11 protein-coding genes and 1 pseudogene are annotated in these 12,013 nt (G+C 69.4%); 3 read left to right on the top strand and 9 right to left on the bottom strand.

The window, feature by feature from the left end:
* Positions 1-313, bottom strand: a pseudogene (locus AVS7_RS23645) (hypothetical protein); the annotation flags it as partial.
* A 286-nt stretch (positions 314-599) separates the two neighbouring features.
* On the opposite strand from AVS7_RS23645, the gene rnk reads away from it, so the two are divergent.
* The gene (rnk, locus tag AVS7_RS09600; protein ID WP_020228239.1) at positions 600-1,007 is read left to right on the top strand and encodes a nucleoside diphosphate kinase regulator; all 408 of its coding nucleotides are present in this window, start codon (positions 600-602) and stop codon (positions 1,005-1,007) included.
* Between the two features lie 51 nt (positions 1,008-1,058).
* Here rnk and AVS7_RS09605 read toward each other — a convergent pair whose 3' ends face one another.
* The 8 genes from AVS7_RS09605 to AVS7_RS09640 form a co-directional block, all read right to left on the bottom strand.
* On the bottom strand, positions 1,059-2,198 hold the full coding sequence (locus AVS7_RS09605; RefSeq protein ID WP_034690519.1) for an acyltransferase: 1,140 nt from the start codon (positions 2,196-2,198) through the stop codon (positions 1,059-1,061).
* Between the two features lie 88 nt (positions 2,199-2,286).
* Entirely contained in the window at positions 2,287-3,243 is a 957-nt protein-coding gene (locus AVS7_RS09610; RefSeq protein WP_020228241.1) for a nitronate monooxygenase family protein, read from the bottom strand.
* 78 nt (positions 3,244-3,321) lie between these two features.
* Positions 3,322-5,112 (bottom strand): acyl-CoA dehydrogenase, encoded by a 1,791-nt coding sequence (locus AVS7_RS09615; RefSeq protein WP_034690522.1) that lies wholly within the window; start codon positions 5,110-5,112, stop codon positions 3,322-3,324.
* Positions 5,113-5,191: 79 nt separating this feature from the next.
* The gene (locus AVS7_RS09620) at positions 5,192-6,124 is read right to left on the bottom strand and encodes an electron transfer flavoprotein subunit alpha/FixB family protein (RefSeq protein ID WP_020228243.1); all 933 of its coding nucleotides are present in this window, start codon (positions 6,122-6,124) and stop codon (positions 5,192-5,194) included.
* A 2-nt stretch (positions 6,125-6,126) separates the two neighbouring features.
* Entirely contained in the window at positions 6,127-6,876 is a 750-nt protein-coding gene (locus AVS7_RS09625) for an electron transfer flavoprotein subunit beta/FixA family protein (protein ID WP_020228244.1), read from the bottom strand.
* A gap of 130 nt (positions 6,877-7,006) precedes the next feature.
* On the bottom strand, positions 7,007-8,299 hold the full coding sequence (locus tag AVS7_RS09630) for a mechanosensitive ion channel family protein (protein ID WP_020228245.1): 1,293 nt from the start codon (positions 8,297-8,299) through the stop codon (positions 7,007-7,009).
* A 3-nt stretch (positions 8,300-8,302) separates the two neighbouring features.
* Complete coding sequence (locus AVS7_RS09635) at positions 8,303-9,103, bottom strand: enoyl-CoA hydratase (protein ID WP_020228246.1); 801 nt, start codon at positions 9,101-9,103, stop codon at positions 8,303-8,305.
* Positions 9,104-9,121: 18 nt separating this feature from the next.
* A complete protein-coding gene (locus AVS7_RS09640) occupies positions 9,122-10,027 on the bottom strand; it encodes a histone deacetylase family protein (RefSeq protein WP_020228247.1) in 906 nt (301 codons plus the stop codon).
* A 91-nt stretch (positions 10,028-10,118) separates the two neighbouring features.
* Between AVS7_RS09640 and AVS7_RS09645 the strand changes: the two genes are divergently transcribed.
* Positions 10,119-11,039, top strand: coding sequence for a MoxR family ATPase (locus AVS7_RS09645; RefSeq protein ID WP_020228248.1), 921 nt, complete (start codon positions 10,119-10,121; stop codon positions 11,037-11,039).
* Complete coding sequence (locus AVS7_RS09650; protein WP_020228249.1) at positions 11,039-12,010, top strand: DUF58 domain-containing protein; 972 nt, start codon at positions 11,039-11,041, stop codon at positions 12,008-12,010. Before AVS7_RS09645 ends, AVS7_RS09650 begins: the two co-directional genes overlap by 1 nt.
* Positions 12,011-12,013: the final 3 nt, after the last annotated feature.

The following is a 12,013-nucleotide window of genomic DNA, read 5'->3' on the forward strand; positions in this document are numbered from 1 at the left end:
CATTGTGCTTACGGACAGGCCGGCTCGCGCCGGCGGTGGATTGTCCGTTTACACAAAATTCTGCACACCCTCTGTCCGGAGAGTCGTTGCTGCACAGGGCGCTGCGCGCGTTTTCCCAGATCACCTGGGTGCGCGGCGCGCCGGGAGTGCCCGCCTTCTCGCCCGGGGCGTCCCACCCATCGTCGAAGGCCTCGCGCGCCTGCCGCTCGAAGCGGTGCGCCAGCCGGCTCGCGGCGCCACGGCCCTTGATGGCGTGCACAGGCACCCAGACGGCGGGCGGCGAATCGTCAAAGGGGGGAGCTGGGGTGGGCATGATACTGTATAAATATACAGTTATTTTGCGCTTACGCAATCCCTGGCCTTTTGGCAAGCCCCGCGCAATCCGCACCCGCGCCGTGCGGGATAGCTTGGCAGCCGGCCGGTCCGCCTGCACAATCGGTCCGTTGCACCACCATGGTGCTTCCCCAGAGACAACGCCTTGGCCCGGACAACCCCGTTGCCCGGGCTTTTGTCCGTTTGAACACCAGGGCGCCGGCCGCACGCACCCCGCGAGGCACGGCACCCGCCACCGTACAGACCATTCGCAACGGAGCCATACCATGCTGCGCAAGCCCCCTATCACCCTGTCGTCGCTGGACCTGGAGCGCATCGAGGCGCTGCTGGAGAAACAGGCGGCCCCCTTCCCCGGCCGCGAGGCCCTGGAGGCCGAACTGGACCGCGCCGACGTGCTGGACCCCAAGGACATGCCGCCCAACGTGGTGACCATGAATTCCACGGTGCGCTTCACCCTGCTGGAGTCGGGCAAGACCAACACGCTGACGCTGGTCTATCCCAAGGAGATGGACGGCTCGGGCGAGAAGGTGTCCATCTTCGCTCCCGTGGGCATCGCCCTGCTGGGCCTGGCCGTGGGCGATGAATTCCAGATGCCCAGCCCCACGGGCCAGGTCACCGTGCGCGTGGATGCCCTCGAGTTCCAGCCCGAAAGCGCGGGCGAACTGCACCGCTGAACACAGCGCCCGCCCCCTGCCGCAGCAGCCCCAGGGCTGCTTTTTTTCTGCTCAGCGCACGCCCGCAAGCAATGCCGCCAGCAGGCCCGTGCCCACCAGGGATGCCTGCCAGCGCAGCGCCACGCGCCAGGTGGGCATGTGGCGCTCCACGCGCTCGTACAGCAGGTGGCCCGCGGCGACCGACAGCGCGAAGGCCAGCGCCATGCCGCCCAGGGCCAAGCCCACGGAGCCGGGCCACAGCCGGCTGACCGCCGCGTTCACCAGCAGGCAGACCGGAAAGTGCACGAGGAAGACCGAGTACGAGATCAGCCCCAGCCTGCGCAGCGGCGCCCAGCCCGTCCACTGCGCCAGCACGGGCCGCCGCAGGGCCAGCGCCAGCAGCAGTGCCATGCCGGCGGCCAGCGCGATGCGCGCGCGCCATTGCAGCAGCAGCGCACCCAGCGCCAGCGCCGCGATGAGCAGCGCCCAGCCCAGGGCCTGCCGCGCATCGGGCGCATGCGCGGCCCAGTAGGCCAGCATGCCCAGGCCGTAGGCGCCGAAGAAGTAGACCGCCCACACGTCCCAGCGCGCATCGCGGTTGAAGCCGTAGAGCGACGCCGCCACGCCCAGCACCACCAGCGCCTGCGAACCGGTGACCGCTGCAGGCCTCCAGAGCGCGCGATCGCCCAGCGCGGCGTCTGCACGCGCCACGCCCGCGAGCAGCAGCGTGGTCAGCGCGAAGAGCTGGAAGTCGATGGCCACGTACCACACGCCGGCCGAGAGCGATTCCTCGTCGAGGATGCTTTGCAGCAGCAGCGCGTGCGCGAGCAGTTGCCCCAGTTCCGGCTCGCCGGAGACCGATGCATGGTCGAACCACGGACGCACGGCCGCCGACACCACGATGGCCAGCACCAGCGCCACCGCATACGGCACGACCAGCCGCACGAAGCGCCCCGCCACCTTGGGCCAGGGGTCGCCGAAGCGCGCCCGTCCCTGCGGCGCCAGGCTGGCGGCGGCCAGGTAGCCGCCCAGCACCAGGAACACCTGCACGGCCATGCGCGCGTCTTCGGCCAGCCAGTCGACCAGCCCCGGCAGGCCCTGGCGAACCACGTCGGACAGGGGGCCGTAGAACGCGAGGTGGTGCCACACGATGGCCGTGCAGGCCATCGCCTTGGCGCAGTCGATCAATGCACTGCGGCGGGCGTGAGACATGGGAAGGTGGGCGCTGGAGGCGCCGCCTGCGGCGGCGCACGGAAAGGCGGCATTGTGCGCCTTTTGGCCCAGCTCTGCAGGGCGCCGCTCAGGCCAGCGCGAGGCGCTCGCGCGCGGCCTGGTATTCGCGCCGGAGGCGCTCGATGAGCGCCGCGGCCGAGGTCACCTCGGTCACCGCGCCGATGCCCTGGCCGCAGCCCCAGATGTCCTTCCAGGCCTTCTGCGCGCCGCCGCCGAAGTTCATCTTGCTCGGGTCGGACTCGGGCAGGTTGTCGGGGTCCAGCCCCGCCGCGCGGATCGAGGGCGCGAGGTAGTTGCCATGCACGCCCGTGAACAGGTTGCTGTAGACGATGTCGTCGGAGCTGCCCTGCACGATGGCCTGCTTGTACGCATCCACCGCGCGCGCCTCGTGCGTGGCGATGAAGGCCGAGCCGATGTAGGCGAAGTCCGCTCCCATGGCCTGCGCGGCGAGGATGGCGCCGCCCGAGGCGATGGAACCCGACAGCGCCACCGGGCCGTCGAACCACTGGCGGATTTCCTGGATGAGCGCGAACGGGCTCTTCACGCCCGCGTGGCCGCCCGCGCCGGCCGCCACGGCGATGAGGCCGTCGGCGCCCTTCTCGATGGCCTTGTGCGCGAACTTGTTGTTGATGATGTCGTGCAGCACCACGCCGCCCCAGCCATGCACGGCCTGGTTCACATCCTCGCGCGCCCCCAGGGAGGTGATGACGATCGGCACCTTGTACTTGGCGCACACCTGCATGTCGTGCTCCAGCCGGTCGTTGCTCTTGTGCACGATCTGGTTGATCGCGAACGGAGCCGAGGGCTTGTCGGGGTTCGCCTTGTCCCAGGCAGCCAGCGTCTCGGTGATTTCCGCCAGCCAGTCCTCGAGCTGCGCGGCCGGGCGCGCGTTGAGCGCTGGCATGGAGCCGACGATGCCGGCCTGGCACTGCGCGATCACCAGTTGCGGGTTGCTGATGATGAACAGCGGCGACCCGATGACGGGCAGCGAGAGTTTTTGCAGCGCGGGCGGCAGCTTGGACATGCGGGCAGTCTCCTGAATAAAAATGGGCTGCAGCGCTTATCCCTCAAGCGCCAGCAGCTATCAAAAAAGAAGCATCGATCAGAACGCGTCGAGCGCCAGCGCCGTGACGCTGGCCGCGCCGTCGACGATGGCGTCGCGCTGGCCGGGCGCACGGGTGAGGATGTGCTCGGCATAGAAGCGCGCGGTGGTGATCTTGGCCTGCATGAAGGCCGTGTCCTGTCCCTTGGCGGACAGCTCCTGCGCCACCAGCAGCGCGCGCGCCATCTGCCAGCCTGCCACGAGGTTGCCCGCGAGCATCAGGTAGGGCACGCTGCCCGCATACACGTCGTTGGGCTGCGCCTTGGCGCCGCCCGCGACGAAGTCCACCGCATCCAGGAAGGCCTGGCGCGCAGCGGCCAGGCGCGTGGCGACGGCCTGCGCGTCGGCAGTGCCGCTGGCGCGCAGCTGCTCCTCGGTCTTCTCGATCTGCGCGGCGATGGCTTTGGCGGTCTGGCCGCCGTCGCGCGCGGTCTTGCGGCCCACGAGGTCGTTGGCCTGGATCGCCGTCGTGCCCTCGTAGATGGTGAGGATCTTGGCGTCGCGGTAGTACTGGGCCGCGCCGGTCTCCTCGATGAAGCCCATGCCGCCGTGCACCTGCACGCCCAGCGAGGCGACCTCCAGGCTCATTTCCGTGCTGTAGCCCTTCACGAGCGGCACCATGAATTCGTAGAACGTGGCGTTGTCCGCGCGCACCTGCGCGTCCGGGTGGTGGTGCGCCGCGTCGTACGCGGCGGCGGCCACGCTGGCCATGGCGCGGCAGCCCTCGGTGAAGGCGCGCATGGTCATGAGCATGCGGCGCACGTCGGGGTGGTGGATGATGGCAGCGCTGCCCCGGACGCTGCCGTCCACGGGGCGGCTCTGCACGCGCTCGCGCGCGTACTGCACGGCGTGCTGGTAGGCGCGCTCGGCCACCGCGATGCCCTGCACGCCCACGGCGTAGCGCGCGGCGTTCATCATGATGAACATGTACTCCAGGCCGCGGTTCTCCTCGCCGACCAGATACCCGACGGCGCCGCCGTTGTCGCCATACTGCAGCACGGCCGTGGGCGAAGCCTTGATGCCCATCTTGTGCTCGATGCTCACGCAGTGCACATCGTTGCGCGCGCCCAGGCTGCCGTCCTGGTTCACCATGAACTTGGGCACCACGAACAGGCTGATGCCCTTGACGCCCTCGGGCGCGCCCGACACGCGCGCCAGCACCAGGTGCACGATGTTCTCGGCCATGTCGTGCTCGCCGTAGGTGATGAAGATCTTGGTGCCGAAGACCTTGTACGTGCCGTCCGGCTGCGGCTCGGCGCGGCTGCGCACCAGCGCCAGGTCGGAGCCGGCCTGGGGCTCGGTGAGGTTCATCGTGCCGGTCCACTGGCCGGAAATGAGCTTTTCCAGGTAGGTGGCCTTGAGCTCGTCGCTGCCCGCGGTGAGCAGCGCCTCGATGGCGCCGTCGGTCAGCAGCGGGCACAGCGCGAAGCTCAGGTTGGCGCTGTTGAGCATCTCGCCGCAGGCCGCGCCGATGGTCTTGGGCAGCCCCTGGCCGCCAAAGTCGGCCGGGTGCTGCAGGCCCTGCCAGCCGCCCTCGGCGAATTGGCGGAAGGCCTCCTTGAAGCCCGGCGTGGTGGTGACCGCGCCGTCCTTGAACCACGAAGGGTTGCGGTCCCCTTCCACATTGAGCGGAGCCACCACGCCCTCGTTGAACCGTGCGCACTCCTCCAGCACGGCGGCGGCGGTGTCCAGGCCCGCATCCTCGAAACCCGGGATCTGCGCGACCTGGCCGATGTTCGCCAGATGCTCGATGGTGAACAGCATGTCCTTCACGGGGGCGGTGTAACTCATGGGGATCTCCAACTCCAATGCAATGCGAATCTCAAAAAAAAGGCATCGCACGCGATGCCTTCTTGCCTGCGGGGCGGCTTTACAAAGCCTGCACCAGTTCCGGCACGGCCGCGAACAGGTCCGCCTCCAGCCCGTAGTCGGCCACGCTGAAGATCGGCGCCTCCGGGTCCTTGTTGATCGCCACGATCACCTTGGAGTCCTTCATGCCCGCCAGGTGCTGGATGGCCCCCGAGATGCCCAGCGCGACGTACAGCTGCGGCGCCACGATCTTGCCCGTCTGGCCCACCTGCAGGTCGTTGGGCGCGTAGCCCGCGTCCACCGCCGCGCGGCTGGCCCCGATGGCCGCGCCCAGCTTGTCGGCCAGCGGCGTGAGCACTTCCTGGAATTTCTCGCTGCTGCCCAGCGCCCGCCCGCCCGAGACGATGATCTTGGCGGCGGTCAGCTCGGGCCGGTCGCTCTTGGTGACTTCGCGCCCGACGAAGGCGCTCTTGCCGCTGTCTGCCGCAGCGGCTGCGGTTTCGATGGCGGCGCTGCCACCCGTGGCGGCGGCGGCATCGAAGCCCGTGGTGCGCACGGTGATGACCTTGACGCTGTCTGCGCTTTGCACGGTGGCGATGGCGTTGCCCGCGTAGATGGGGCGCTCGAAGGTGTCGGGGCTGTCGACCTTGGTGATGTCGCTGATTTGCGCCACGTCGAGCCTGGCGGCCACGCGCGGGGCGGCGTTCTTGCCGCTGGCGGTGGCGGGGAACAGGATGTGGCTGTAGTTGCCGGCGATCTGCAGCACCTGCGCGGCGATGTTTTCGGCCAGGCCGTCCTTGAGGCTGGCGCCGTCGACGTGGATGACCTTGGCGACGCCGGCGATCTGCGCGGCGGCCTGCGCCGCGCCCTGGGCGTTTTCTCCGGCGACGAGCACGTGCACGTCACCGCCGCATGCCTGCGCGGCGGTGACGGTGTTGAGGGTGGCGCTCTTGATGGAGGCGTTGTCGTGTTCTGCGATGACGAGTACGGGCATTTTTAGATCACCTTGGCTTCGTTCTTGAGCTTGGCCACGAGGGTGGCCACGTCGGGCACCTTGACGCCGGCGCCGCGCTTCGGGGGCTCGGAGACCTTGAGGGTCTTCAGGCGCGGGGCGACGTCGACGCCCAGCTCTTCGGGCTTGAGGGTGTCGAGCGGCTTTTTCTTGGCCTTCATGATGTTGGGCAGCGTGACGTAGCGCGGCTCGTTCAGGCGCAGGTCGGTGGTGATGACCGCCGGCAGGGTGAGCGAGAGGGTTTCCAGGCCGCCGTCGACTTCGCGGGTGACGCTGGCCTTGCCGTCGGCGACTTCGACCTTGCTGGCGAAGGTGGCCTGGGGCAGATCGGCCAGCGCCGCGAGCATCTGGCCGGTCTGGTTGGCGTCGTCGTCGATGGCCTGCTTGCCCAGGATGACGAGCTGGGGCTGCTCCTTGTCGACCAGGGCCTTGAGCAGCTTGGCGACGGCCAGGGGCTGCAGCTCGGCGTCGGTTTCCACCAGGATGGCACGGTCGGCGCCGATGGCCATGGCCGTGCGCAGGGTTTCCTGGCACTGCGCCACGCCGCAGCTGACGGCGATCACTTCGGTGGCGATGCCTTTTTCTTTCAGGCGCACGGCTTCCTCGACGGCGATTTCGTCAAAGGGGTTCATGCTCATCTTCACGTTGGCGATGTCCACTCCCGTGCCGTCCGACTTCACTCGGACCTTCACGTTGTAGTCCACCACGCGCTTGACGGGGACCAAGACCTTCATTGCTGCGGCTCCTTCAGTTGTTGATGCTTGACGTTCACGTAAACCGATCCATTCTATTGCGCACCGCAGCATGCTCCGCATCGGGAAAACGGCCGGTGGGAAAAATCACAAAAAAAGAACGATCGTGCTTTTATGGATTATGCCAGCCCGGCGCGCCGGGGTCGAGCCCTGCTCCTCCCTCGGATGCCGCCTGCGCGACGCGCACCACGCGCTGCGGCGGGGCGATGTCGATGCCTGCTGCCCGCAGCCCTTCGAGCGCGGCCAGGTTCACGGCCGAGCGCACGTTGGCCGTGCCGGCGCCGGGGTCGGCGATCCAGTAGTTCAGGGTGAAGGCCAGTCCGTCGGGCACGAAGTCGACCAGGTAGGCCACGGGCGCGGGCTCGGCCAGCACACGCGGCTGCGCCGCCGCGGCGTCGCACAGGATGCGCTGCACGCGGGCCGCGTCGCTGCTGTGGGCCACGGTGAGATTCGTCGTCAGGTTGAACTTGCGGTCGGAATCGGTGAGGTTCTCCACGCGCTGCGTGATCAGGCTTTCGTTGGGCACGATGGACTGGCGGCCGTTGCCTGCGCGGATCAGCGTGTAGCGGGTCTTGATGTCGGTGATGCGCCCCTCGAAGCCATCCACGCGCACGTTGTCGCCGATGCGCAGCGAGCGCTCCAGCAGGATGACGAAGCCGCTCACGTAGTTGGACGCCAGCTTCTGCAGCCCGAAGCCCAGGCCCACGCCCAGCGCGCCGCCCAGCACCGACAGCGCCGTGAGGTCCACGCCCACGGCCGACAGCGCGAACATCAGGCCGATGAACAGCAGCAGCGCGCGCGTGGCGTTCACTGCCACCTTGCGCATGGACAGGTCGCTCACCGCGCCGTCGAGCACGCGCCGCTCGATGGTGGACGACGCCCACAGCGCCGTCACCAGCACCAGCGCCGCCGACAGGCCGCCCTGCAGCAGCATGAGCAGGCTGATGGTGGACTTGCCGAAGGACAGGGTGATCTCGTCGAGCTCCTGCAGCACGCGCGGCAATAGCTCCGCGATCCACAGCACCGCCACGCCCCAGGCCAGCCACGAAACGATGCGCTCGAGCAGCCGCATCAGCGCCGAGCGCGGGAAGGCCATGGCCAGCACGCGCGCCACGAACCGGATCAGCACCAGCGATGTGAGCACGGGCACGGCCACGCGCAGCAGGAACACGGGCTGGTAGTGCGCCACGGCCAGCCGGCAGGCGTAGACCAGCGCCAGCGCCAGCATGGGGAACAGCAGCCCGTCGAGCGTGCGGCGCCCGAACCATACGGAGTCGGGCGGCTGGCCGCGCCCGGCCACGCGGCTCAGGGCGTAGGCGACCGCGACGGCGCCGACCAGCAGCGCCAGCTCCAGCCAGGTACTGGAGCGCTGGAAGTCATGGGTGAGCCGGTCCAGCCACTCCATCGCTCACGCCTGCTGCTTCCAGGCCGGCTGGCGCTTCTCCGCGAAGGCGCGTGCGCCCTCCTGCGCGGCCTCGTCCATCATGTTGACGGCCATGGTCTGCCCGGCGAGCTGGTAGGCGGCCGTGATGCCCAGCTCGCGCTGCTGGTACACCAGTGCCTTGCCCATGGCCACGGCCACGCGCGGCTTGTCCAGGATGGACTGCACGAGCTTCTCCACCTCGGCGTCCAGCGCCTCGGGCGCCACCACGCGGTTGACCAGCCCCCGCTCCAGCGCCGTGCGCGCGTCGATGAAGTCGCCCGTCAGCAGCATCTCCATGGCCTGCTTGGCCGGCACGTTGCGCACCAGCGGCACGCTGGGCGTGGCGCAGAACAGGCCGTAGTGGATGCCGCTGGTGGCGAAACTCGCGGCGTCGCTGGCCACGGCCAGGTCGCACTGCGCGACGAGCTGGCAGCCCGCCGCCGTGGCCATGCCGTGCACGCGCGCGATCACCGGCACCGGCAACTGATGGATGGCGAGCATCACGCGGCTGCACTGCGCAAAGAGCTGCTGGTAGTAGGCAAGCTCGGGGTTCTGCGCCATGTCCTTGAGGTTGTGCCCGGCGCAGAAGGCGCGGCCGCTGGCGGCCAGCACCACCACGCGCGCGGACTCGTCGCGCGCCACGCCGTCCAGCGCCTGCTGCAGGGCGGCGAGCATGTCGCTGCCCAGGGCGTTGAAACGGGCCGGGTCGTTCAGCGTGAGGGTGGCCACGCCGCGCGCATCGCGCGCAACGTGGAGCAGGGAATCGGTGGCGGTCATGGCGGTCATTAGAGCGTGTTTACGATCCTACAGATCGGCGAGGACGCGGATGTGGGCCTCGACGCTGCGCGCCAGCGGCCCCATCATGTAGCCGCCCTCCAGGCACGAGACGATGCGCTTGTTGGAAAAGCGCCGCGCCACGTCCTTGATGCGCATGGTGATCCAGGTGTAGTCCTGCTCGGTCAGGCCGAGCTGGCCCATGTCGTCCTCGCGGTGGGCGTCGAAGCCTGCGGAAACGAAGATCATCTCGGGCTTGAACTGCTCCAGGCGCGGCATCCAGACCATCTCGACGATGTCGCGCACGTCCATGCCCTTGGTATAGGCCGGCACGGGCACGTTGAGCATGTTGGGCGCGGGGTTCTGGTCGCCGCTGTAGGGGTAGAACGGGTGCTGGAAGATGCTGACCATGAGCGCGCGCGGGTCGCCGGCCAGGATGTCCTCCGTGCCGTTGCCGTGGTGCACGTCGAAGTCCACCACCGCCACGCGCTGGAGGTTGTAGCGCTGCAGCGCGTACTTGGCGGCGACGGCCACGTTGTTGAAGAAGCAAAAGCCCATGGCCTTGTCGCGCGTGGCGTGGTGTCCGGGCGGGCGCACGCTGCAGAAGGCGTTCTCGATCTCGCCGGCCATCACCGCGTCGGTGGCCGCCAGCGCCGCACCCGCCGAACGCAGCGCGGCGGTCCAGGTGTGGCGGTTGATGGAGGTGTCGGTGTCGAGCTGCATGTGGGTCGGGCCGCCCGCGTCCTCTTCCTCGATGAGGCGGTCCGACAGGCCCCGCAGCGAGGCGATGTACATGCGGTCGTGGGCCAGTTCGATATCGGCCAGGGGAGCGAGCGGCACTTCGCGGTGGTCCAGCGCGTCGGCGATGCCGGTCACCAGCAGCCGGTCCTCGATGGCGTCCAGCCGTGCCGGGCATTCGGGGTGTCCTGGCCCCATCTCGTGCTTCCAGCAGTCGCGATGGGTGTAATAGCCCGTTTTGCTCACAGTCAACCCCGTCTCTCGTTCGTTTTTCGGATAACGTCGCGCCATGCACGCACAGCACAAGATCAAATCGCTCCTGGACCAGCTTAACACGGTGATCATTGGGAAAAGCTTACAAATCCAGGACTGCGTGGCCTGCCTGCTGGCGGGCGGTCACCTGCTCATCGAGGACGTTCCGGGCGTGGGCAAAACCACCCTCGCGCATGCGCTGGCGCACACCTTCGGCCTGCAGTTCTCGCGCGTGCAGTTCACGGCCGACCTGATGCCCAGCGACCTCACCGGCGTGTCGGTCTACGAGCGCGGCAAGGAGTCCTTCGTGTTCCACCCCGGCCCGGTATTCACGCAGGTGCTGCTGGCCGACGAGATCAACCGCGCCAGCCCCAAGACGCAAAGCGCGCTGCTCGAAGCCATGGAGGAAAAGCAGGTGTCGGTGGAGGGCGAGACGCGCGCCCTGCCCCACCCGTTCTTCGTGATCGCCACGCAGAACCCGCACGACCAGCTCGGCACCTTCGCGCTGCCCGAAAGCCAGCTCGACCGCTTCCTGATGCGCATCTCGCTGGGCTACCCCGACCGCGCCTCCGAGCGCCTGTTGCTGGCCGGCAGCGACCGCCGCGACATGGTGGGCAGCCTGCTGCCGCTGCTTTCGCTCGAAGAGCTGGCCGCGCTGCAGCAGCAGGTGCTGGCCGTGCACGCGGCCGAGCCGCTGCTGAACTACGTGCAGGACCTGATCGCCGCCACGCGCTCGGGCCGCTGGTTCCTGCAGGGCCTGTCGCCGCGCGCGGGCATCGCGCTCATGCGCGCGGCCAAGGCGCAGGCGCTGATCGAGGGGCGCGACTACGTGGCGCCCGACGACGTGCAGGCCATCCTGCCCCAGACCATCGCCCACCGCCTGGTGCCCGTGAGCGACGCGGGCCGGGGCAGCGTGGAGCAGGTGCGCGCCATGGTCGAGTCCGTGCCGCTGCCCTGATGCGCGCCGCCCTCGCCGAGCGCTGGCGCCGCTGGTGGACCGCGCGCCTGCCGCGCACCGACACGCTCACGCTCACCCAGCGCAACGTCTACATCCTGCCCACCGGCGCCGGGTGGATGCTGGCGCTCACGCTGCTGGTGCTGCTGGTGGCGTCGATCAACTTCCAGCTCAACCTGGGCTACCTGCTCACCTTCCTGCTGGCCGGCAGCGTGGCCGTGGGCATGCACTTGTGCCACGCCACGCTGCGCGGCCTCACGCTGCACCTGGCGGCGCCCGAGCCGCAGTTCCTGGGCAGCGCCACACTGCTGCAGGTGCAGCTGCACAACGCGCGGCGCACGCCGCGCCATGCCATCGCGGTGGCCGTGCACGGCGGCGGCCGCGCCACCGAATGGGTCTGGAGCGACGTGCCCGCCGGCGGCAGTGCCAGCGTGCAGGTGGCCTTCCGGCCCGAGCGGCGCGGGCTGCAGGACGTGCCCACGCTCACGGCGCAGACGCTCTACCCGCTGGGCACCTTCCGCGTGTGGGCGCTGTGGCGCCCGGCCGCGCAGGTGCTGGTCTACCCGCGCCCCGAGGTGCCCGCCCCGCCCCTGCCCCCCGGCGAGCCGCGCGCCGGCAGCGGCGGCAGCGCCCAGGCGCGCGGCGCGGGTGAATTCGATGGCGTGCGCGCCTACCGCCGCGGCGACCCGCTCAAGCTGGTGGTGTGGAAGAAAGCCGCCCAGGCGCTGGCCACCGGCACCGGCGACATGGTGAGCCGCGACGCCCAGCAGGCCCAGCGCCACGAACTCTGGCTGGACGCCGCCGCCACCGGACTGCACGACCCCGAGGCGCGCATCGCCCGCCTGGCCGCCTGGGTGCTGCAGGCCGACCGCCTGGGCGTGGACTACGGCCTGCGCCTGCCGGGCCAGTCCATCGGCCAGGGCAGCGGCGCGGCCCACCGCCACCGCTGCCTGGAAGCCCTGGCCCTGCATTAAGAA

Source organism: Acidovorax sp. MR-S7 (assembly GCF_000400995.2).
GTDB lineage: Bacteria > Pseudomonadota > Gammaproteobacteria > Burkholderiales > Burkholderiaceae_C > MR-S7.